This window comes from Stenotrophomonas sp. STEN013 (genome assembly GCF_056760355.1).
The window spans coordinates 146,780-167,804 of the sequence record NZ_JBRREO010000002.1; the positions used below are offsets into that span (position 1 = coordinate 146,780).

A 21,025-nucleotide genomic window follows, 5' to 3' on the forward strand; every position below is an offset into this window, starting at 1 on the left:
GCGCAAGCCGGGGGCTTTTTCTTTGGCCGCCCGTGCGGCACGGCTGCGCTGGGAGTCAGGCGGGAAGCGGGTTACACTGCCCGGCTCGCCAATCGGGCCGTGATTTTTCCCATGCTGCAGAAACTCCGCGACAAGACCTCGGGCTGGATCGTTACCGTGATCATGGGCCTGTTGATGATTCCGTTCCTGTTCGTGATCGACAACAGCTATCTCGGCGGTGTCGGTGCGCAGAACGTGGCCAAGGTGTCGGCGCCGCCGACCTGGTGGCAGTCGGCGCCGTCCTGGTGGCCGATGTCGTTCCTGTGGAACCATCACGAAATCAGTGCCGAAGAATTCCGTACCCGTTTCGAGCAGGCGCGCATGCAGGCGCGTGAGCAGCAGGGTGAGGATTTTGATCCGCGTGAATTCGAAACGGCGGAAAACAAACTGCTGGTTCTGGATCAGCTGATCGACGAGCAAGTCGTGCGTCTGGCGGCTGAAGACGCGCATATCGTGATCGGCGACGCCGCGGTGCGCGACTACATCGCCAGCATTCCGGCGTTCCAGCGCGATGGCAAGTTCGATGCCGACCAGTACCGGCTGGTGCTGGCGCAGAGTGCACCGCCGCGGACGCCGGCGATGTTCGAACAGCTGGTGCGCACCAGTTTGCAGCAGTCGATCATTCCCAGTGCGCTTGCCCAGTCGGGTTTTGCCACCAAGGGTGAAAGCGAGCGGCTGCTGAAGCTGCTGGGTGAAACCCGTGACGTCGAGTTCGCGCTGTTGCCGGCGCCGGAAGCCGACACCGCAGCCGTCAGCGATGACGAGATCAAGCAGTGGTACGACGCTCATCCCAAGGATTTCCTGCAGCCGGAAAGCGTCTCCATCGAGTACGTGGAACTCAATGCAGCGACGCTGCCGGCGGTAACGCCGGCCGATGAAGCCACGCTGCGTCGTCGCTATGACGAGGAGAAGGCGCGTTTCGTCGCGCCGGAACAGCGTCTGGCCTCGCACATCCTGATCAGCGCCGGTTCCGATGCGGCATCGCAGAAGGCTGCTGAGGCCAAGGCGGCAAAGCTGGCCGAAGAAGCCAAGCAGGGCGCTGATTTTGAAGCATTGGCAAAAGCCAACTCCGATGACCCGGGTTCGAAGAACGAGGGCGGTGATCTGGGTTGGGTCGAGCGTGACGTGATGGTCAAGCCGTTCGAAGACGCGTTGTATGCGATGAAGGTTGGCGAGATCACCGGGCCGGTCAAGACCGACTTCGGTTATCACGTGCTGAAGCTGCGCGAGATCAAGGGTGGTGAGGGGCGTCCGTTCGAGGAAGTCCGTGACCAGCTGGCTGCCGAACAGTTGCAGGCCGACAACGAAAAGGCGTTCAGCGAGCTGAGCGGCCGACTGGTGGATCTGGTCTACAAGAACCCGACCGCGCTGGAGCCGGCAGCCAAGGAAGTGGGCGTGCCGGTGCAGGTGCTGGGACCGTTCACGCGTACCACCGCCAGCGGCGTCGCTGCCAATCCGGCAGTGCTGCGTGCAGCGTTCTCCGACGCGCGGGTGGAAGACGGTACGGTCAGTGACCCGATCGAGATCGCGCCAAACCACAACGTGATGCTGCGTGTCACCGAGCACACGCCGGAGCAGCCGATCCCGCTTGCGCAGGCACGTGAGCAGGTGATTGCGGCCATTCGCGCACACCGTACGGAAGAAGCATCGAGCAAGGCCGCTGATGCACTGCTGGCCAAGCTGGGCAGCGGACAAACCCTGCAGCTGCTGGCCGAATCCGACAAACTGCAGCTGTTGCCGATGCCGGGTCTGCCGCGTACCGCGCCGATGCCTACCGTTGAGGCCAATCGAGCCGTATTCGCCGCAGCACCGCCGAGTGCCGACAAGCCGAGCTATGGCAAAGTCGACATGGGCGATGGTCGCTATGCGGTGTTCGCGGTGACCAAGGTGACGCCTGGCGATATCGCTGAAGTGAGTGAGCAGCAGCAGTCCATGTTGAAGCAGCAGCTCAGCCAGATCGATGGCGCTGCGGCGGCGAAGGCCTATGTGGATGGCATGCGCAAGCGCTTCAAGGTGCAGGTGCAGGAATCCCAGCTCTAGGTCTGGGGTCAAGTAAAAAGCCCGGCTTTCGCCGGGCTTTTTCATTTGTCTGTCCTGCAGTGCCGGGTGGGCAGGGGAGTTGCGGCCTCAGCGCGCCTCTTCGAAGTTGAGCACCATGCCCGGTTTGAGCGTCGCCTTGGCGTCCAGGTTGTTGCGGGCCAGCAGCGCTTTGACGGTAACCCCGTAGCGACGTGCGATCGACCAGACCGATTCGCCGCTGCGCACGGTATGGCGGCGTGAGGTCCGGCCAGTGGTGGTTGCCGCGCTGCTGCTGGCCACACGCGCGCCTACAGCCGTGGCCGGAGGTGGTGGGGAGGAGGAGGCCACTGCGACGCTGTCGGTCGGCGCCATGGCGCCTTCTGCATGGCCGATCATCGCAGGTGCCAGCACCCGCACGCCCGGGCGTGCACCGGTCACGGCCGGGTTGAGACGGGCGATTCGGGCCGGATCCAGTGCGTTCTGCGCCGACCAGGCGGCCAGCGTGGTGTTGGCTGGCAGCGAATGGCCCTTGAGAATCGGTACTGGACGGTCGAGGGCGGCCATCAGATCCGGTTGCTTCTCGGCCTGTTCCAGCACACAGGCCAGCGCGTGCAGTTTCTCGACATACGAATAGGTGATGGGCGAGAGCCCGGGCAACTCTGCAGGACGCGCGTTCTGGGCGTTCATGCCGGCCCGCCGTAGCGATTGCAGGATGCGGTACTCGCCGGCGTTGTAGGCCATCACCGCCAGCCGCCAGTCGCCGCCGAATATGCCGTGCAGCGTTTTCAGGTAGCGAACGGCCGCGCGGGTGGAATCCACCGCAGAAAGGCGGCCGTCGTAGCCGGCTTCCATCGGTACACGGTGGTTGCGTGCGGTGGTGGCGATGAACTGCCACAGGCCGGCCGGGCCCCCGGCATTGCGCGCGCCGGGTCTGTAGCCGCTTTCCACAAACGGGATCAACGCATATTCGGTCGGCAGGCCGGCCTCACGCAGTTCATCAACCACGTAACCGAACAGCGGCAGTGCGTCGTCTTCGATATTGCCCAGGCGCGAAGGGGCGTGTGCGAAGTGCTTGCGCCAGCGGGGACTGGTCGCGGCGGCATCGCACTGGGCGTCGGCCAGGCCTTCGCGGAAGTTGGCAAAAATCTCGCGACCATTGCGGCTGGTCGGCGGCGGCAGCGAGGCCGGGTCAATGGGCAAGGCGCCCAGTGCCGCGAGGTTCTGGCTCACCCCGGCGCTGACGGGCAGCGCCGGGGTACTGGCGGCAGCCGCGCCCACGCCCAGAAACATCCCGAGCGCGAGCGCCAGAGCGTGCCGCTTCATGCGCGGAAACCGTCTTTCCAGCGCCGTAATTCGGCAAAGGTCTCCACTTCATCGGCTGGCGCCCGGCCTAGGCGGGTGGCGACGGCGGCGCGAATGGCGGAGTCGTTGGTGCGCAGGAATGGGTTGCACTGCAGTTCGCTGGCCAGTAAGGCGGGAACGGAGGGGCGTGAGCGGCTGCGCATGTCCTGAGCTTCCTGTTGGCGGCGTTGCAATGCCGCGTTGGTGGGATCGATATGCCGAGCGAACACGGCATTGGCCAGTGTGTACTCGTGCCCGCAGCAGACCCATGTCTGCGGGGGCAGCGCGGCCAGGCGTTGCAGCGAGGCCAGCATCTGGGCGGGCGTACCTTCGAACATGCGTCCACAGCCCAGGCTGAACAGCATGTCGCCACAAAACAGGTGGTTGTGGCCGAGGTAGGCGATATGGCTCCCGGTGTGGCCGGGAACTTCCAGCACGGTGAAATCGAAGCCGGGCAATTGTACCCGGTCGTTTTCACCCACCCGTTCACAATCCAAAGTGATGCGTTCATCGGCTGGGGCGAACACCGGCAGCCAGGGCCAGCGCTGGCGCAGCGCCGCGACGCCGCCGATGTGGTCGTCGTGGTGGTGGGTGAGCAGGACGGCAGCGGGCTGCATGCCTTGGTCCGCGGCGTCGAATACGGGGCCGGCTTGGCCCGGATCGACAAAAACCGTGCGGTCGTCAGGCGTTTGCAGCGCCCAGATGTAGTTGTCCTGAAATGCAGGCAGGGCGGTCAGTCGCATAGAATTGGACCATGCCTGCCGCCCCGTTCCCCCGTCAAGCTGCAGTCTCGGCCTGGTTTGAGAAAACTGGCGCGCTTGCGATGCGTGAACTCGAGCATCGGACCCTGCTTGAACAGTTGCGTGCGGTACCGGCGCAGCCTTGGCTGTGGATGGGGCCGGCGGCCAGCTGGTTGCCCGTGTCTCCACCCCAGGGTCGGGGCATCCGGCTGCATCCGCATGTGACCGGACCGGGGTACGACGGCGATCTGCGTTGCTCGCTGCCCCTGCCGCTGCCGGCCGAGTCCGTCAATGCGATCGTGCTGCAGCATGTGGCGGCGGAGCAGGCGGCGGATCTGCTGGCCGAGTGCGCGCGGATCTTGATGCCCGGGGGGCGGCTGTGGATGACACTGCTCAACCGCTGCAGTCCCTACCGCACGCACTGGCAATGGCAGGGCGCACGGCCACCCTCGGCGGGGCATTGCCGGATGCTGATCCAACGCCAGGGCCTGCGCTGCACCTCGCTGCGCCATCTGGGGCCTTTGCTGGATTCCTCCGGTGCAGGCGCAGGTACTTCGTTGGCGGCACTGCGCGCGATCTGTGTATTGAGCGGGGAAAAACGCACCACCACGTTGACCGCTATTGGCCAGCTCAGGACGGCCGATTGGCGCCGGCCGCTGGCGACCTGACTTTTTACGGAACTACATGAAATCCATTGAAATACACACCGACGGCGCGTGCCTCGGTAATCCCGGGCCGGGCGGCTGGGCCGCCCTGCTGCGCTACAAGGGACATGAGCGCGAGGTCACCGGCGGGGAAGGTCACACCACCAACAATCGCATGGAGTTGATGGCCGCCATCTCGGGCCTGGAGACCCTCACCGAGCCGTGTGAGATCGTGCTGCATACCGATTCGCAGTACGTGCGCCAGGGCATCACCGAATGGATGGGCGGCTGGGTGCGACGCAACTGGAAAACCGCCGGTGGCGATCCGGTCAAGAACCGCGATCTGTGGGAGCGTCTGCACGCGGCCACCCAGCGGCATCGGATCGACTGGCGCTGGGTCAAGGGCCATTCGGGCGACCCGGACAACGAACGCGTGGACCAGCTGGCCCGCGATGAAGCCATCCGCGTGCGCGCCAGCGCCGCAAGCAACTGAGGTAGGCCGTGCGCCAGATCATCCTTGATACCGAAACCACCGGCCTGGACTGGAAGAAAGGCAACCGCGTGGTCGAGATCGGCTGCGTGGAGCTGCTTGAACGCCGCCCCAGCGGCAACAATTTCCATCGTTACCTCAAGCCCGATTGCGAGTTCGAGAGTGGGGCGCAGGAAGTCACCGGGCTGACCCTGGAGTTCCTCGCCGACAAGCCGCGCTTTGAAGAAGTAGTCGACGAGTTCCTGGCCTATGTCGATGGCGCCGAACTGATCATCCACAACGCCTCGTTCGACATGGGCTTCCTGGAGAACGAGCTGGCGCTGGCCGGAAAAACCCGGCTGGCCGAGCGGGTCACCGTCACCGATACCCTGCTGATGGCGCGCGAGCGCTACCCTGGCCAGCGCAACTCGCTGGACGCGCTGTGCCGGCGGCTGGGCGTGGACAACTCGCATCGCCAGCTGCACGGCGCACTGCTCGATGCGCAGATTCTGGCCGATGTGTATATCGCCCTGACCTCGGGCCAGGAGGAGATCGGCTTCGGTCAGCCAGAGGCCGAGCGCAGTGGCGCTGTCGGCGCGGTACAGGCATTTGACCCTGCGGTCTTGCTGCCGCGCCCGCGGGTGCTGGCGACCAGTTCCGAGCTGGAGGCGCACGAAGCCCGGCTGGCGCGGCTGCGCAAGAAGGCCGGTCACGCCTGGTGGGATGGTGAGCGTGCGCCGGTGGCGCCGGAAACCGCCTGAGGCAATCGAAGGGGGCTAGTGGCAGCGGACGAGGATGACGGTCACGTTGTCCGAGCCGCCGCCATCCAGTGCCGCGCCGACCAGGGTGTCCACGCATTCCTGCGCACTGCAATCGGCATGGGCCAGCATGCTGGCGATGCTGGCATCGTCCACTTCCTCGCTCAGCCCGTCGCTGCACAGCAGCAGCTGCATGCCCGGGCGCAATTCCCCGGTCATCGTGGCCACGTTCAGGTGCGCCGGGTCGGTGACTCCCAATGCCTGGGTGACCACGTTGCGGTGCGGGTGGGCGCGGGCCTGTTCGGCGGTCAGTGAGCCTTTTGCGACCAGCTCCTGCACGTAGCTGTGGTCCTGGCTCAGTTGGCTCAGTTTGCCGTCCCGCCACAGGTAGGCGCGGCTGTCGCCGATCCAGGCCACTTCGAACTGGTGCCCCAGGATCTGTGCGGCCACCACGGTGGTGCCCATCGGCAGGCTGTCATTGCGCCGTCGCGAGGTGCGGATGATCTCCTCATCGGCGATACGGATCGCCTGGACCAGCGGGATCCCCTTGCGGATCTCGCGGACGATGGTTTCCCGCGCCAGGGCGCTGGCCACTTCGCCACAGGCGTGTCCGCCCATGCCATCAGCCACCAGCCACAGGCCGAGCTCGCTGTCACCGTAGTAGGTGTCTTCATTGAGCTGGCGGCGCAGGCCGACATGGCTGAGGTGTCCGAATTCGATCATGAGTGCCGGCGTGGGCTGTATTGCGTCAGGAAGGGCAACGCATCATCGCGTTCATGGAGGAGTACAGCAAGCGTCGCAATATGGCCTGCCGGTTGCCGCAACGCCCGCTCCGGGCAAGCGATGGCGCGTCAATTGTGAAAAACCGCTTGTCGGCAATGCCAATGCCCCTTATCATTCGCAGCCCGGTTCGCCGGGGACCATCTGGAGAGGTGGCAGAGCGGTTGAATGTACCTGACTCGAAATCAGGCAGGCGTTTATAGCGCCTCGGGGGTTCGAATCCCCCCCTCTCCGCCAGATACCGGAAAAAGCCACCTGCGGGTGGCTTTTTTCTTGGGCGCGGATCAGGGCGCGGTGTCCGCTCTCGCAAGAACCCGACACCGGTCGCGGTCGCGTCGGGGACCTTACTCAGCGTTGCCCGGCCATGGCGCGTCTGGCCCGCTACACTGTGCGCCTGATCCAAATGGTGACTTTCATGTCTGAAATCCTGGTGCCGGTGTCCTTCGGCGAGCTGCTGGACAAGATCTCGATCCTGCAGATCAAGTCCGAACGGATGAGCGATGCGGCCAAGCTGGCCAATGTGCGCAAGGAGCTGGCGGCGCTGGACGCCACCTGGAGGGCGCACCCGGCCGCGGCCCAGGACATCGCCGCCCTGCGTGCGGACCTGAAGGCGGTCAACGAGCGGCTGTGGGATATCGAAGATGACATCCGCCTGAAGGAAAAGGCGCAGCTGTTCGATGACGGCTTTGTGCAGCTGGCGCGCAGCGTCTATTTCCAGAACGACGAACGCGCGCGGATCAAGAAGGCGATTAACCTGGCGCTGGGTTCCAGTTACGTGGAAGAGAAGTCCTACCAGGACTACCGCGCCAGCTGAGAGGCGCGGTTGCCGGAGGCCAAAGGCCGCCCATCGAGGCGGCCTTTGGCATCATCGCGGCCGGTTCACTGTGGATGGTCGCTGCGGTAGCGCTCGAAGGCGGCAATGGCGTCGTCCACGCTGATCAGCGACATCACCTCGTCGAACTCGATCTTGGTACCCCATTTCAGCGCGCTGGCCGGCTTGTGCAGGTAGCGGCGGGCGGCGTCGTCATAACGGTCCACGCAATAGCGCCTATCCGAATACGGACCGCTGCGCGCCGGGTTGCTGGCCGCATGCAGGCCCAGCACCTTGGTGCCCACGGCGTTGGCGATGTGCATCGGGCCCGAGTCCGGCGTGACCAGCAGATGGGCGCGGGCCAGCAGCGCCGGCAGCTGCTTGAGCGTGTCCTTGCCGACCAGATCCAGTGCCGGGTGCTTCATCGCGGCAAGGATGGCATCGCTGGTGCTGCGCTCCAGTTCGCTGCGACCGCCGCACAACACCACGCGCCAACCCTGCGTTGCGGCGTGATCGGCCAGCGCCGCGTAGCGCTCGGCATACCAGTTGCGGCGCTGGTGGCTGGAGCAGGGCGAGATCATCAGCACCGGACGACCATCCTCGTCCCACTGCGCGTGCGCCCACTCAGAAGCTTCTGGTGGCGTGGCCAGGTCCCAGCTGACCTCGGTCTGCTTCAATCCCAGCGGTTCGCAGAAGCTGCCGATCGCATCCAGTACATGGATGCCGGGACGGTCGGCAATACGTTCATTGATGAAAAGGCCGTGCAGATCCTTCGAGCGCGACCTGTCATAGCCGATGCGGCGCCGGGCCGGGATGAAGGCCGAGAGCAGGTTGGCGCGGAAGGCGACCTGCATCTGCAGCAGCGCATCGAATCGCGCCGCAGGCAACTGCTCGCGCAGTGCGCGCATTCCGGCCACGCCGGTCTTCTTGTCGTAGACATGGAAGGTCACGCCAGGCAGGCCTTCGAGCAATTTGTGGCCTGCCTTGTCGATCACCCAGTGCAGCGTCGTGCCCGGTCGTGCCTGTTGCAGCGTGCGCACCAAGGGGACTACATGGGTCACATCTCCCAATGCCGAAAGGCGCAAGAGGCACAATGAGGGGGACGATGCAGGCATGGTGTTGTTAGACTCGCAAAGAATGGTCGCATTCGACGCCACTGAAGCGCTGACGCCCTGCCGCGATGGTCGCGGTTATGGCGCCATTCTGTTCGACCGCGAACGCCTGCGGCAAGCCGAGCCTGCTCTGTTTTCGCCTGCGCACTGGGGCGAGAAGGCCCGGCCGGTCGGCGAGGGGGGGCGCGGAGGTGCGTGGTTTGTCGACGCGCCGTTCGGGCACTGCGTGCTGCGCGGCTACCTGCGTGGCGGTGTCGCGGCCAAGTTCAGCCGCGATCTGTATCTGTGGCAGGGCGCACATCGCACCCGCAGCTTCGCCGAGTTCCGGCTGATGCGTGAGCTGATCGCGCACAAGCTTCCGGTGCCGCGGCCGCTGGCCGCGTTCTATATGCGCGACGGGCTGGGCTACCGCGCGGCGATCCTGATGGAACGGCTGGAGGGTGTGCGTTCGCTGGCCGATCGTGCGCTGGTGACCGGGCGTGGCGCGCCATGGGAGGAAACCGGCCGGCTGATCGCCCGCTTCCACCGCGCCGGTCTGGATCACGCCGATCTGAACGCCCACAACATCCTGTTCGATGCCAACGGGCACGGCTGGTTGATCGACTTCGATCGTGGCGTGCTGCGTATTCCCGCCACCCGCTGGCGCGAGCGCAACCTCAAGCGTCTGCTGCGCTCCCTGCTCAAACTGCGCGGTGAGCGCAGTTGCGAGGAGGTGGCGCATGACTTCGCGCGGCTGCGCCGTGCCTATGATCTGGCCTGGAACCGGGGCGTCTGAAATGAGCTGGGCATTACGTTTTCTGGGCGTCGGCAACGCCTCGGCGGTCGATCTGGGTTCGCCGATGGCGGTGATCGAGCGCGACGGCAAGCCGTGGTTGACCATCGACTGTGGCGGTGAGGGGCTCACGGCCTATCGCGCGCACTACGCGGCGATGCCCGATGCGCTGTTTGTCACCCATGTGCACCTGGATCACGTGGCCGGCTTCGAGCGCTTGTTCGTCGATGCGTATTTCAATCCGCGCCGGCGCGGCACGGTGCGCGTGTATGTGCCGGCCACGGTGCTGCCACTGCTGCACAGGCGCATCGGCGACTATCCGAATGTGCTGGCCGAGGGCGGTGCCAATTTCTGGGATGCCTTCCAGCTGATCGCCGTCGGTGAGGCGTTCTGGCATGACGGCGTGCGGCTGGAGGTGTTCCCCGTGCGCCATCACTGGCCGGAAACCGCCTACGGTCTGCGCCTGAAAGGGGCGCTGGTGTGGAGCGGGGATACCCGTCCGATTCCGGAGATGCTGCTGCGCTATGCTGCCGACGGCGAGCTGATCGCCCATGATTGCGGCCTGCATGGCAATCCCTCGCATACCGGGGTGGATGATCTCGAACGCGAATACGACGCGGCGACGCAGGCGCGGATGATCCTCTACCACTACGCCAGTGCGGCCGATGGCGATGCGCTGCGCGCACGCGGACATCGCGTGGCGATGCCGGGCGAATGTGTGGTCCTGGCTGGGCCGACCGCCGCCACTGCTGCGCCGGTCTGAACAGGCCACGCGGCGACGTGGCCCAAAAAGGCGGTGGCCCCGCCGGCTGACCTCGGCGCCCGCGTCGATCGATACCGTTGCTGCCTTCCGGCCCTGGCGGGATTTTCGACCTAGCGTCGCGAGGGGCCGACGGGGCCACCATAGAGACGTTGGCCGCCTTGCGGCGGCCTGAGCTCTTTCTGGAAAACGGGGCGATGGATATCAGCCGGCGGGTATTCCAGAAGGGGCGCTGCGGATCACGAACCCTGCAGCGCGCGGCGATTGTAACGTATGCGGGGACACAACAGCCAGCCGCAGATGCATTGAATCGTCTGCAACCCGCACAAGGCGGGCTGCTGCGGCAGCCCCGTGATTGGCTGGAACGCCGCACGCAGGGAAGACGACCTGTTCCCAACTTCGGAATCTCCCCCGAACGGCCAGGCCCCTTCCCGCAGGTCGGATCGCTTGGATCTATGTGCTGATTGCCAGCTTGGCTGGAGAGTGTGTGGGCGCTGACGATGAGGCAGTTGCAGGGATTCACCCGGCGGGTTCCCGGCACTGTCACCCTGGTCGGCAGGATCGCCAGCTGCTGCTGGTGGCTGGCCTTGGCCATGTGCCGGGCTGGGTACCGCTTGCACGATCTGGACCGGCATCGGTGCGGTCGGTGCATTTGCGGTCGGCATCGTTTTGCTGGGCCAGCAGATCCATGCCGGGCGCATGGGCGCTGCGCTGCTGATTGTCGGTGCTCTTGAGCTGATACAGCTATCAAGCCGCTGCGGCTCAACTGGGAGAGGGATATGAAAAAGGCCGCCCGGTGGGCGGCCTTTTTCTTCAAAACTGGCGGAGAGAGGGGGATTCGAACCCCCGAAGCGCGGTTTAGACGCTTACACACTTTCCAGGCGTGCTCCTTCAACCACTCGGACACCTCTCCGGACCTGCCGCAACCGTAAAGGCGCTGCAGGGGCGCAAATTCTATAGGGTCGCGGCGGCGGCCACAAGTCGAATCTGCACCGGGGCCATATGCCGGGGCTCACTGTAGACGGAACACGGCCACCATCTGTGCCAGCTCGTCGGCCTGCTCCTGCAGGGCATGGGCCGCGGCGGTGGCTTCCTCCACCATCGCCGCGTTCTGCTGGGTGGCATTGTCCATGTGGATGATGGTCTGGTTGACCTGCTCGATGCCGGCGCTCTGTTCCTGCGAGGCGGCCGAGATCTCGGCCATCAGCTCGTTGACCTGGCGCACCGCGGTGACCACCTCCTGCATGGTACGGCCGGCGTCGTTGACCAGCACCGCGCCCTGGTCCACCCGCTGCGCCGAATCGCCGATCAATTGCTTGATCTGCCGTGCCGCTTCGGTCGAGCGCTGCGCCAGCGAGCGCACTTCGCTGGCGACCACCGCAAAACCGCGCCCCTGTTCGCCGGCGCGGGCGGCTTCCACCGCCGCGTTCAGCGCCAGGATATTGGTCTGGAAGGCGATGCCGTCGATCACGCCGATGATGCTCTCGATCTGCCGCGAGGCATGGGTGATGCCGTCCATCTGCTCGACTACCTGCGCGACCACCGTGCCGCCGCGTGCGGCGATGTCGGCCGCGCCGGTTGCCAGCTGGCGGGCCTGCTGCGAGGTGCCGGCGTTGTTTTTCACCGTGGACGTCAGCTCTTCCATCGAGGCGGCGGTTTCCTCCAGGTTGGCGGCCTGCTGTTCAGTGCGCGCAGCCAGGTCGTTGTTGCCGGCGTTGATGTCGCGGGCGGCGCTGCTGATGGCATCGACCGCGCCATGCACACGTTGCAGGATGCCGGTCAGGTGCTCGACGGTGGTGTTGGTGTCATCGCGCATCCGCCCGAACACGCCACGGTAGTCGGCCGTGATGCGCTGGGTCAGGTCGCCCTGCGCCAGGGCGCCGAGCACGCGCTGCACATCGCCGATGGTCGCGGCGTTGGTATCGAACATGCTGTTCACACCTTCGGCCAGGCGCCGGAAGAAGCCGCTCTTGTCGAGAGTGTCGATCCGCTGCGACAGGTCGCCCGCAGCGGCGGCATCGATGACGCCGGCCACTTCCGCTTCCACCGCCACTTCCTGGCTGCGGTCGCGCCATTCCACCACCACGCCCAGCCGCTGGCCCTCGGCCGAGATCACCGGAGCCACGGTCTGGGCGAACACCGCGGTGCCAAACCGCAGCTCGCTCTGCTGCGTGGATTGGACCTTGGCTGGATCGTTGCCGCCTGCCGGTTGCAGTTGCGCCAGCGTCTGGCCTTGGAGATGGTCCAGGTTCGCGTGCGGCAGGTGCTGCGCCAGTTCACCGCGATGCTGCTGCAGCAGCCGCTGCATCGCCGGGTTGGCGTAGGCGACCTGGCCGTGGGCGTCGGCGATCAGCATGGCTGTGCCGGCATTGTCCAAGGCGATGCGCACGCGCAGGTTCTCGGCGGCGATCGCGCGTTCGCTGTCCAATCGGGCCTTCAGATCGGTCTGCATCTTGCGCAGGGCACGGGAGACTTGGCCGACTTCATCCTCACCCCCGGCGCTGATCGGATAGTCCAGTTGCCCGGCCGCCACCGCGTCCACGCCCTGCACGATGCCGCGCAGCGGCGTGCCCACCAGCGTGCGCAGCAACACCACCACGACCACCACCAGCAGCAGCACGCTGGCCACACCGACCAGGATCACCCGGTTGCGGATCTCCACCACGCCGGCCATGACCGCGTCGACCGGTGCGGACACCATCAGTGCGAAGGCATCGGGCGAACGGCCGGCGGTGACGGGGACATAGATGCGCAGCACCTCACCGCCCACGGTCGGGTCGAAGGTGCGCTGGCGGACGATCTGGCCCTTGGCCAGCTGCGCCAGCAGCGGCGCCATATCCGCGGCGAACGGCTTGCCCAGATTCTGCTGCTCCGGCGCAGCCAGCACCCGCCCGGTGGGCGAGAGCAGGCGTACCACGCCGCGCTGGTAGGGGCGGATCTTGGCCAATTCGGCCTGGATGGTGGACAGCGCGATATCCGCGCCGGCCACGCCGCGGAACTGGCCGTCGACCTTGATCGGCACCATCAGGCTGGTCATCAGCACCTGCTGGCCGGAGACCTCATCGGCGTAGGGTTCGAACATCAGCTCGTCGCCGCGTTCGCGCACGGCCACGTAGTACTTTTCCGCGTCCGGGCCATCGACCTTGAGGTCGTTTTCCGGCCCGACCGCGTCCTGCAGGGAGGTCTGCCCGGAGGGCTCGCGTGTCCAGTACAGCGACAGCCGCCCCGAATCGGTGCTGATGCGCTGATCTTCGGAGAGACCGGCGACGAACGTCTTCAGCGTGTCGTCCGTCGGTTCGCCGTCCGGCCAGCTGCGTGCGAAGCGGGCATCGGCGCCATCGAAGCCATCGGGTTCGAATTCCAGCCAGTAGCCCAGCACAGCAGGGTCGGTGTCGGCATAGCGGCGCACCAGGGCGGAAACTTCGGCGCGCGAGCCGTTGCCGCGGTCCATGAGCGCCAATGTGGCGTCGGCCAACCCGCGCACCCGCGACAGCGGCTCGTTGACCGAGCCCCGCACCTTGGCGGCCTCCGCGCGGGCCAGCTGCTCCAGTTCATTGAGTGCGCTGGCTTCCTGAACGGCGGCCGCTTTCTGCTGGATCAGCCAAGCCGCCCCGGCGAAGCAGGTGGCAGCCACCAGGCCCAGTACCAGCGCGGTGCGCGCCACAATCGATGTCAATCCTGTCTTGCGTATCCGCATCGGGCCTCTCCCTTGTGGAATCGGGGGCCGGCCAGCAGGAATTCCCTCGTGGGTCGCTGTCCGGGGGTTACTCCGGAGGTAGCGGCCGCGCGCACGCGAACCTGAGCCATGCGCGCACTGGCCCGGGACAGGCGCCGGATACGGCCGGCGGGGCCCGGCATGGCACAATGGGGCCTCAGATGAAGACGGTTGCCTGATGTCCTATCTCGTCCTTGCCCGCAAGTGGCGTCCGAAGCGTTTTGCCGAGCTGGTGGGCCAGGAACACGTGGTCCGCGCGCTCAGCAATGCGCTGGACAGTGGTCGCGTCCACCACGCCTTCCTGTTCACCGGCACCCGCGGTGTCGGCAAGACCACGATCGCCCGCATCTTCGCCAAGTCGCTGAACTGCGAGCAGGGCACCAGCGCCGATCCGTGCGGCCAGTGCCCGGCCTGCCTGGACATCGATTCGGGCCGCTACATCGACCTGCTGGAGATCGACGCCGCGTCCAACACCGGCGTGGATGACGTACGCGAAGTGATCGAGAACGCGCAGTACATGCCCTCGCGCGGCAAGTACAAGGTCTACCTGATCGACGAAGTGCACATGCTGTCCAAGGCGGCATTCAACGCGCTGCTCAAGACGCTGGAGGAGCCGCCAGAGCATGTGAAATTCCTGCTGGCCACCACCGATCCGCAGAAGCTGCCGGTGACCGTGCTCAGCCGCTGCCTGCAGTTCAACCTCAAGCGCTTGGACCAGGAGCAGATCCGCGGGCAGATGATGCGGATCATGACCGCCGAGGGCATCGAATTCGACGACAGCGCCCTTGTGCAGCTGGCCCACGCCGCCGATGGCTCGCTGCGTGACGGGCTGTCGCTGCTGGACCAGGCCATCGCCTATGCCGGTGGCGCGCTGCGCGATGACGTGGTGCGCGCCATGCTCGGCACAGTCGATCGCACCCAGGTGGCGGCCATGCTCGATGCGCTGGCCGCAGGAGATGGTGCGCGCCTGTTGCAGGTGGTGGCCACGCTGGCAGAGTTCTCGCCGGACTGGAACGGCGTGCTCGATGCGCTGGCCGAGGGGCTGCACCGCATCCAGGTGCAGCAGCTAGTGCCCGGGACCGTGGTGCCTGGTGAAGGGATCGATTCGGGCGCCTTCGCACAGCGGCTGCGCCCGGAAGTGGTGCAGCTCTGGTACCAGATGGCACTGAGTGGCCGTCGCGACCTGCATCTGGCGCCGAGTCCGCGTGCCGGCTTTGAGATGGCGGTGCTGCGGATGCTGGCGTTCCGTCCGGCCGGCGTGGTGCCGGCCGTTCCCGAGAGCGTGATGCCGATGGCTCCGGGCGCGGCAGCACCGGCAGCCTCGGCCGTGGCCACTGCGCCTCCCGTATTGCCGCCAGCGCCGCCGGTGGCCAGGCCTGTCGAACCGGCACCGGCGGTTGCGCCACCCCCACCGGCGCCCCCTGTCGCGATGGCGACGACCGCGCCCGTGCCTGACCCCGTGCGGCCGTCGGCACCGGAGGTATCCGCCGGGAAACCCGTATCCACCGACGATCTGCCGCCTTGGGCGATAGAGGCCGCCGATGCCCGTGCGCGTGATGAAGCCATGGCCATGGAGATGGCGCAGGCCGAACCCGAACCGGTAGGCCAGGCGCCGGTAGCCGCGCCCGCTGTGGTGCCGCCGGTCGCTGATGCCGTTGAGCGTGGCCCGGATGTCCCTGTGCGCGCGCTGGAAAATGCCGAGCAGTGGCTGGACCTGGTGGCGGACAGTGGTCTTTCGGGGCCGTCGCGTGAGCTGGCGGCCAACTGCGCCTTCGTGAGTTTTCAGCACGGCGTGTTGCGGTTGGGCCTGCTGCCGGGGTTTGAATACCTGCAGACCGAGCGTGCGTTGACGGCCTTGGCCCAGGCCTTGGCGCAGGCGCTGGGCACCACACCGAAAATCGTGATTGAAACCGGCAACGTTCAGGCCGAGACGTTGCACGAACGCGCTGACCGTCAGCGCGGTGAGCGCCAGAATGCGGCTGAAGCCGTGTTCATGGCCGACCCCCAGGTGCGTCAGCTGCTCCAGCAGGGCGCCCGGGTCGTGGCCGATTCCATCCGTCCCATTGAAGAGTAAGCAACTATGCGCGGCAATATCGCCCAAATGATGCAGCAGGCCCAGAAAATGCAGGAAAACCTGCAGAAGGCCCAGGAAGAGATCGCCAAGCTGGAAGTCACCGGCAGTGCCGGCGGCGGCATGGTCAGCGTCACCCTGACCGGCGCCAAGGAGTGCCGCAAGGTACGCATCGATCCGTCGCTGCTGTCCGACCAGGAAATGGTGGAAGACCTGATCGCGGCCGCCTTCAACGATGCGTCCAACAAGATCGATGTCGAATCGCAGAGCCGCATGGGCTCGGCCACGGCCGGCATGAAGCTGCCGCCGGGCATGAAACTGCCGTTCTGACCAGACGCGTGCCGGCGCTGCCCGGCACATGTGTCGCCCACGTCGCGAAGCCTCGAAGGCTTCGCGCGTTCGTTTTGAAGAGAGCTTGTCGCGATGAGCCTGCCGCTGCTGGAACAACTGATCGAAGCCTTCCGGGTGCTGCCCGGCGTCGGCCAGAAGACCGCGCAACGCATGGCCTATCACGTGCTGGAACGCGCCCGCGAGGGCGGTCAGCGGCTGTCGGAAGTGCTGGCCGAGGCGATCGAGAAGATCGGCCATTGCACGCAGTGCCGCGATTTCAGTGAGTCCGAGGTATGCCCGGTGTGCGCCAGCGCCAGTCGCGAGCGGCAGATGCTGTGCGTGATCGAATCACCTGCCGATAGGCTGGCGATCGAACATGCCACCAGTTACCGCGGCGTGTACTACGTGCTGCAGGGGCGCCTGTCGCCGCTGGACGGCATCGGCCCGCGTGAGCTGGGGCTGGACCGGCTTGAAGCGCGGCTGGCACAGGGGGAGGTCACCGAGCTGATCATCGCTACCAATTCCACGGTCGAAGGCGAGGCCACCGCGCACTACCTGGCGCAGCTGGCCCGCCGCCACAAGGTGCGGCCGAGCCGGCTGGCGCAGGGCCTGCCGCTGGGCGGCGAGTTGGAGTACGTGGACCGCGGCACGCTGTCGCATGCGTTTGGCAGCCGCAGCGAAATCGGCGAATAAGCGCCGGGTGAGGCGCTAAGCTGTAGGCCGTTTCCTGCAGAGAGAAGTCGCATGACCGACACGATTTTCGGCAAGATCATCCGCCGCGAGATTCCCGCCACCATCGTCTATGAAGATGAGGATGTGCTGGGTTTCCAGGACATCGCGCCACAGGCGCCGGTGCATGTGCTTTTCATCCCGAAAAACGAGGTCATCCCGACCCTGGATGACCTGCAGCCGTCGCAGGCGCATCTGATCGGCAAACTGGCCCTGGCCGCCGCCGCGTACGCACGGCAGCAGGGGGTTGCCGAGAAGGGCTACCGCATCGTGATGAACTGCCGCGAGGATGCCGGGCAGACCGTGTTCCATATCCACCTGCATCTGCTGGCCGGCGCACCACTGGGGCGTTTCGGCGCTGGCTGAGCAGCAGGGCGCGGAGTGGTCCGGCGCGCGCTGCGCACGTATGGAACTCCCGCAGTTGCAGGTGCCCCCGGCCGTGCCGATCGCTGGGGTGCACGCACTACGAAAATGAAAACGCCGCCTATCGGGCGGCGTTTTTCGGTCACACGCGGCTGGATCACCACCAGCCGCCGCGCCAGCCCCAGCCCCAGCCAGGACCCCAACCCGGGCCCCACGGGCCGTACGGGTAGGCCGGTACCACTTCCACCTCGCGCTGCACCGGCCACAGATAGACCACGTCGGCGGCGATCTTGGGCAGCGGATAGTCGTACTCGCCGATCTTGGTGGTCTGGTAGCCATCGATGCGGCCGATGAAGGTCACGTCGCGGCCCGGCTCGAACACCGCCGGATCATAGAAGCCGGCACGGCAGGCGATAAAACGACCGTCGCTGGCGTCGGCCGAGGTGCTGCTCGGGCGGCCGCTGCCATTGAGCGGGCGGGCGATCATCTGGAAGCAGGTCTCGCCTTGTCCCGGCAGCGTTTCGATGATGCGACCGCCCCAGCGCACCGGCGTACCGGTCTGCTTCTGGGCCACCGAATCACGCGGCGAGACGGTGCTGAACTGCCCTTGCAGCGGCTTGGGAGCGGTCGCGCAGCCGGCCAGTACCAGGCTGGCGGCAAGGGTGAGGAAAATGCGGGTCTTCATGTTCGTGCTCCGGGTTTCGGGCGATGCCTGCGCAGGTCTGCCAATAGTGAAGCGAGGTCGGACTGGGCGCCAGCGTAACGCGCATCGCTGAAACGTTGGCTGAGTAATGGCAGGTCGCTGCCGGGATGTTTTTCCTCGACCCTTCGTGCCCAGGCGGTAGCGGATTCGTGGGGCCCACGGGCAAGGCCGAGCCGGGTATAGCGGGCGCCCAGGCGGTGCCAGGCACGCAGCAGTGGATCGCGCTCGCGTTCGCCGCGGGCCAGCAGCCGGATCATCGCACCGACCGTCAGCAGCGCCAGCACCGCGAACAGCGCGATCAGCTGCGCCGGCTGCAGACGCTCGATGCCCAGTGGACGCAGCAGCTGCTGCTGCCGTCTGGCATCGAAGGACAGCACCATGTCATTCCAGCCACGGCGCATCCAGTCGCCGAGCTGGGCCAGCTGGTTCCATTGCCCGGCGACGTCGAAGCCGCCGGCATTGGCTTGGCCGAGACGGTCTTCGAGGGTGTCATAGATCCGTTCCGGGGCGACGGCGGCGGTGGGGTCCACGCGGACCCAGCCACGTCCGGACAGCCACACTTCGCTCCAGGCATGCGCGTCCATCTTGCGCACGACCCAGTAGTCGCCAAAACGGTTGCGCACCCCGCCGGCATAGCCGGTGACCACCCGCGCGGGTATGCCGGCGCTGCGCATCAGCACCACGAAGGCCGAGCTGAAGTGCTCGCAGAAGCCGGCCTTCTGTTCGAACAGGAATTCATCGGCGCTGTGCCGGCCGGCCAGCGGCGTTTCCAGGGTGTAGGCGAACTCGCGGGTGATCCATTGCAAGGCGCGCTGCACGATGGCGGCCTCGTCGCCGCCGGCCTCGCTGCGCCATTGCTGTCCCAATGCCTGCGTGCGCGGGTTGAAGCCGGGTGGCAGCTGCAGCGCCTGCTGGCGCAACAGCGGCGGCAGGTCCGGCTGGAACTGGCGGTAGCTGGTGGACTGCAGGCGCCAGCGCGTGAGCGCGGTCAGCGGGCGTCGGCTGGTCAGGCTGTAATCGGCATCCAGTTGGGTGTCCGCCGGCGCGGTGGTCGGCAGGTCCAGTGCAACCAACTGGCGGCGTTCGGTAGGCTCGTATTCGATCTGGTAGTCCCAGCGGACATCGGCGGCCACAAGGCGGGGGGCGGCGGTGTGGCGCTGGCTGTCCAGCCGCGTCCAGGCGCGCCCGTCAAAACGGGTCAGCACCGGGCCGCGCCAGTAACGCTGACTCGCCGCCGGCACCGGACCGAAGAACTGCGCCCGCAAGGCCGGACTGTCATCGGCCATCAGGTCGATCCACTCGCCCGGCTGCATCGTGTCCGAAAGACCGGGGCGTCCGGCCGCGCGTTCGGGAATACCCCATAGTGGTGTGGGCAGGCGCGGTACCAGCCAGAACGCGGCCAGCGCCAGCGGTAGGGCGACGACCATCAAGCGGCCTACCACGCGCAGTTGCTGGTTGATCGCCGCAGAGGCGCGCCCGGCTTCACCATCCGCGATACGCTGCAGGCTAAGCAGGGTGCTGATCACGGCAGCCAGTGCCAGCAGCAGGGTGCCCGGGCCCTGGTCCAGCAGAAATGCCGAAAATGGCGCGAACAGGGCGAAGCCCAGCAGGCTGCGGGCATCGCGCAGCGTGCGCAGTTCACTGGATTTGATCGCCAGCATCGCCGCCAGCAGGGCGCAGCCGCTGTCGCGGCCCGGGCGCGGACCCATCTGCCAGTAGATGGCCACCAGCATGACGGCGATAAGCAGCAGCCGCAGCGACATGGGAACCGTGTGGCGCCACGCCAGTGCCGCCACGGCGATGGCGGCGATCGCATAGCCGACGGCCAGCACTGCCGGCAGCTGCAGCAGCAGGGGCAGCAGGGCCAGGGCGGTGGTCAGCAGTGCCCAGCCCCGGGTGGGGGCGTCCAGTGGTGGGCTGGTCTTCATGCCGGCGGCATCAGGGCCAACGCCCTCAGGCACTGGTGGCGATGTGCATCACCGCTGCCCGGGCCGATCGGTGCGGCGTCGGGCAGCAGCAGGCGATAGCGGCGGCCTTCACGCTCGGCGTCGTCCACCCAGCGTGCCAAACGGGCGATGCGCCACTCATACGGCAACGCGCCCAGGGTGGCCCAGTCCAGCACCAGTTCCGCACCGGCGGGGCGCTCGTACTCGCGTACCAGCAGGCCATCGCGGCGTGCGGAGTGTTTCCAGGCGATGGTGCGCATGGCGTCGCCCTGCCGGTACGGGCGCAGCTGTTGCAGTTCCTCGCCGAGCGGATGGATACGGGTGCGGGTGGCGCCGTCGCTGCTGTCGGGCAGCGGATGTGCGGGCGTTTCCGGCGCGGGGTAGACCAGCACGGGGCTTTCGGGCCACACCCAGCTCCAGGCCCGCAGCAACCCCAGCGGCTGGGTGGTGGAGAACCGGATGCGCTGCAGATCCAGCCAGCCCCGGCGGGAGGTCGTCAGCCACAGGTCCACTTCGCTGCGCTCATCACCCTCAAGGTCCGCGCGGGCGTGGGCCTGCGGGTGTTCGATCCGCAGGCCGCGGCGCGGGCGCCGATCCTGGCGGGCGATCACCAGCCGCAACCGCAGTGGTTGGCCGGCGGCGACCGGCTCGGCTGAGAGCGCTTCCAGTTGCAGCCCGGACAGCTGCAGGTGGGCCTGCAGCGCGCTGGCCAGTGCGGTGGTTGCCAGCAGCAGCGCAAGCAGCAGTGCGGGGTTGTTGTTGTAGTTGAGCGCGCCCAGCAGCATCACCGTCAGCAGAACGGCCAGAAACAGGCCAAAACCCGTGGGCAGCACGTAGATCCGCTTCCGGTCGAGGGTGACCGGAAGGGTCTCGGGATGGCGTGGACGGGCCAGCAGCTGCAACACCTGCCAGTCGCCGCGCAT

General features: G+C 66.6%; 20 protein-coding genes, 2 tRNA genes and 1 other RNA gene. 13 read left to right on the forward strand and 10 right to left on the reverse strand.

Annotated elements, in window-relative coordinates:
* Positions 1-111: 111 nt before the first annotated feature.
* Positions 112-2,079, forward strand: a complete 1,968-nt coding sequence (locus tag ACVOMH_RS04840; RefSeq protein ID WP_481551213.1) for a peptidyl-prolyl cis-trans isomerase — start codon at positions 112-114, stop codon at positions 2,077-2,079.
* Positions 2,080-2,166: 87 nt separating this feature from the next.
* Here ACVOMH_RS04840 and ACVOMH_RS04845 read toward each other — a convergent pair whose 3' ends face one another.
* Positions 2,167-3,381 (reverse strand): lytic transglycosylase domain-containing protein, encoded by a 1,215-nt coding sequence (locus tag ACVOMH_RS04845; RefSeq protein ID WP_481551214.1) that lies wholly within the window; start codon positions 3,379-3,381, stop codon positions 2,167-2,169.
* On the reverse strand, positions 3,378-4,142 hold the full coding sequence (gloB, locus tag ACVOMH_RS04850) for a hydroxyacylglutathione hydrolase (protein ID WP_481522873.1): 765 nt from the start codon (positions 4,140-4,142) through the stop codon (positions 3,378-3,380). The genes ACVOMH_RS04845 and gloB overlap by 4 nt, the downstream gene beginning before the upstream one ends.
* 80 nt (positions 4,143-4,222) lie before the next feature.
* Here gloB and ACVOMH_RS04855 point away from each other — a divergent pair, with 80 nt between their 5' ends.
* Genes ACVOMH_RS04855 through dnaQ form a run of 3 tightly spaced genes read left to right on the forward strand, consistent with a single transcriptional unit; the run spans position 4,223 to position 6,013 of the window.
* Positions 4,223-4,807 carry a class I SAM-dependent methyltransferase gene (locus ACVOMH_RS04855; protein ID WP_241772669.1) on the forward strand — a complete coding sequence of 195 codons (585 nt, stop codon included), beginning with the start codon at positions 4,223-4,225 and terminating at the stop codon, positions 4,805-4,807.
* A gap of 16 nt (positions 4,808-4,823) precedes the next feature.
* Positions 4,824-5,276 (forward strand): ribonuclease HI, encoded by a 453-nt coding sequence (gene rnhA, locus ACVOMH_RS04860; protein WP_054657155.1) that lies wholly within the window; start codon positions 4,824-4,826, stop codon positions 5,274-5,276.
* Between the two features lie 8 nt (positions 5,277-5,284).
* A complete protein-coding gene (gene dnaQ, locus ACVOMH_RS04865; protein WP_481522875.1) occupies positions 5,285-6,013 on the forward strand; it encodes a DNA polymerase III subunit epsilon in 729 nt (242 codons plus the stop codon).
* 15 nt (positions 6,014-6,028) lie between these two features.
* Here dnaQ and ACVOMH_RS04870 read toward each other — a convergent pair whose 3' ends face one another.
* On the reverse strand, positions 6,029-6,733 hold the full coding sequence (locus ACVOMH_RS04870) for a PP2C family protein-serine/threonine phosphatase (protein ID WP_054657159.1): 705 nt from the start codon (positions 6,731-6,733) through the stop codon (positions 6,029-6,031).
* A 203-nt stretch (positions 6,734-6,936) separates the two neighbouring features.
* On the opposite strand from ACVOMH_RS04870, the gene ACVOMH_RS04875 reads away from it, so the two are divergent.
* Both ACVOMH_RS04875 and ACVOMH_RS04880 read left to right on the forward strand, forming a co-directional pair.
* Positions 6,937-7,027 (forward strand) — tRNA-Ser (locus ACVOMH_RS04875).
* 178 nt (positions 7,028-7,205) lie between these two features.
* Positions 7,206-7,604, forward strand: a complete 399-nt coding sequence (locus ACVOMH_RS04880; RefSeq protein ID WP_054658772.1) for a DUF6165 family protein — start codon at positions 7,206-7,208, stop codon at positions 7,602-7,604.
* 65 nt (positions 7,605-7,669) lie between these two features.
* Here ACVOMH_RS04880 and ACVOMH_RS04885 read toward each other — a convergent pair whose 3' ends face one another.
* Positions 7,670-8,716, reverse strand: coding sequence for a glycosyltransferase family 9 protein (locus tag ACVOMH_RS04885; RefSeq protein WP_481551215.1), 1,047 nt, complete (start codon positions 8,714-8,716; stop codon positions 7,670-7,672).
* Positions 8,717-8,738: 22 nt separating this feature from the next.
* Here ACVOMH_RS04885 and ACVOMH_RS04890 point away from each other — a divergent pair, with 22 nt between their 5' ends.
* Complete coding sequence (locus tag ACVOMH_RS04890) at positions 8,739-9,488, forward strand: 3-deoxy-D-manno-octulosonic acid kinase (RefSeq protein ID WP_481551216.1); 750 nt, start codon at positions 8,739-8,741, stop codon at positions 9,486-9,488.
* Between the two features lies 1 nt (position 9,489).
* Entirely contained in the window at positions 9,490-10,248 is a 759-nt protein-coding gene (locus ACVOMH_RS04895) for an MBL fold metallo-hydrolase (protein WP_057506284.1), read from the forward strand.
* 36 nt (positions 10,249-10,284) lie between these two features.
* Here ACVOMH_RS04895 and ffs read toward each other — a convergent pair.
* An RNA gene (ffs, locus tag ACVOMH_RS04900) (signal recognition particle sRNA small type) lies at positions 10,285-10,381 on the reverse strand.
* Between the two features lie 497 nt (positions 10,382-10,878).
* On the opposite strand from ffs, the gene ACVOMH_RS04905 reads away from it, so the two are divergent.
* Positions 10,879-11,028 carry a hypothetical protein gene (locus tag ACVOMH_RS04905; protein WP_481551571.1) on the forward strand — a complete coding sequence of 50 codons (150 nt, stop codon included), beginning with the start codon at positions 10,879-10,881 and terminating at the stop codon, positions 11,026-11,028.
* Positions 11,029-11,065: 37 nt separating this feature from the next.
* Here the strand turns inward: ACVOMH_RS04905 and ACVOMH_RS04910 are convergent.
* Together ACVOMH_RS04910 and ACVOMH_RS04915 are read right to left on the reverse strand one after the other, a co-directional pair.
* Positions 11,066-11,158 (reverse strand) — tRNA-Ser (locus ACVOMH_RS04910).
* A 99-nt stretch (positions 11,159-11,257) separates the two neighbouring features.
* Positions 11,258-13,921: a methyl-accepting chemotaxis protein gene (locus tag ACVOMH_RS04915; RefSeq protein ID WP_481551217.1), complete on the reverse strand. Its 2,664-nt coding sequence runs from the start codon at positions 13,919-13,921 to the stop codon at positions 11,258-11,260.
* Positions 13,922-14,138: 217 nt separating this feature from the next.
* Here ACVOMH_RS04915 and dnaX point away from each other — a divergent pair, with 217 nt between their 5' ends.
* The 4 genes from dnaX to ACVOMH_RS04935 all read left to right on the forward strand — a co-directional run bounded on the left by dnaX (position 14,139) and on the right by ACVOMH_RS04935 (position 17,456).
* Positions 14,139-16,034 (forward strand): DNA polymerase III subunit gamma/tau, encoded by a 1,896-nt coding sequence (gene dnaX / locus ACVOMH_RS04920; RefSeq protein ID WP_481551218.1) that lies wholly within the window; start codon positions 14,139-14,141, stop codon positions 16,032-16,034.
* Positions 16,035-16,040: 6 nt separating this feature from the next.
* Complete coding sequence (locus tag ACVOMH_RS04925) at positions 16,041-16,361, forward strand: YbaB/EbfC family nucleoid-associated protein (RefSeq protein WP_054659998.1); 321 nt, start codon at positions 16,041-16,043, stop codon at positions 16,359-16,361.
* A gap of 93 nt (positions 16,362-16,454) precedes the next feature.
* Positions 16,455-17,054, forward strand: a complete 600-nt coding sequence (recR, locus tag ACVOMH_RS04930) for a recombination mediator RecR (protein WP_481522880.1) — start codon at positions 16,455-16,457, stop codon at positions 17,052-17,054.
* Between the two features lie 51 nt (positions 17,055-17,105).
* Complete coding sequence (locus ACVOMH_RS04935) at positions 17,106-17,456, forward strand: histidine triad nucleotide-binding protein (protein WP_481522881.1); 351 nt, start codon at positions 17,106-17,108, stop codon at positions 17,454-17,456.
* A gap of 154 nt (positions 17,457-17,610) precedes the next feature.
* On the opposite strand, the gene ACVOMH_RS04940 is transcribed toward ACVOMH_RS04935, so the two are convergent.
* Genes ACVOMH_RS04940 through ACVOMH_RS04950 form a run of 3 tightly spaced genes read right to left on the reverse strand, consistent with a single transcriptional unit; the run spans position 17,611 to position 21,025 of the window.
* A complete protein-coding gene (locus ACVOMH_RS04940; RefSeq protein ID WP_057506287.1) occupies positions 17,611-18,138 on the reverse strand; it encodes a Slp family lipoprotein in 528 nt (175 codons plus the stop codon).
* The gene (locus ACVOMH_RS04945) at positions 18,135-20,084 is read right to left on the reverse strand and encodes a transglutaminase TgpA family protein (protein ID WP_481551219.1); all 1,950 of its coding nucleotides are present in this window, start codon (positions 20,082-20,084) and stop codon (positions 18,135-18,137) included. Before ACVOMH_RS04945 ends, ACVOMH_RS04940 begins: the two co-directional genes overlap by 4 nt.
* The gene (locus tag ACVOMH_RS04950) at positions 20,081-21,025 is read right to left on the reverse strand and encodes a DUF58 domain-containing protein (RefSeq protein ID WP_481551572.1); all 945 of its coding nucleotides are present in this window, start codon (positions 21,023-21,025) and stop codon (positions 20,081-20,083) included. The genes ACVOMH_RS04945 and ACVOMH_RS04950 overlap by 4 nt, the downstream gene beginning before the upstream one ends.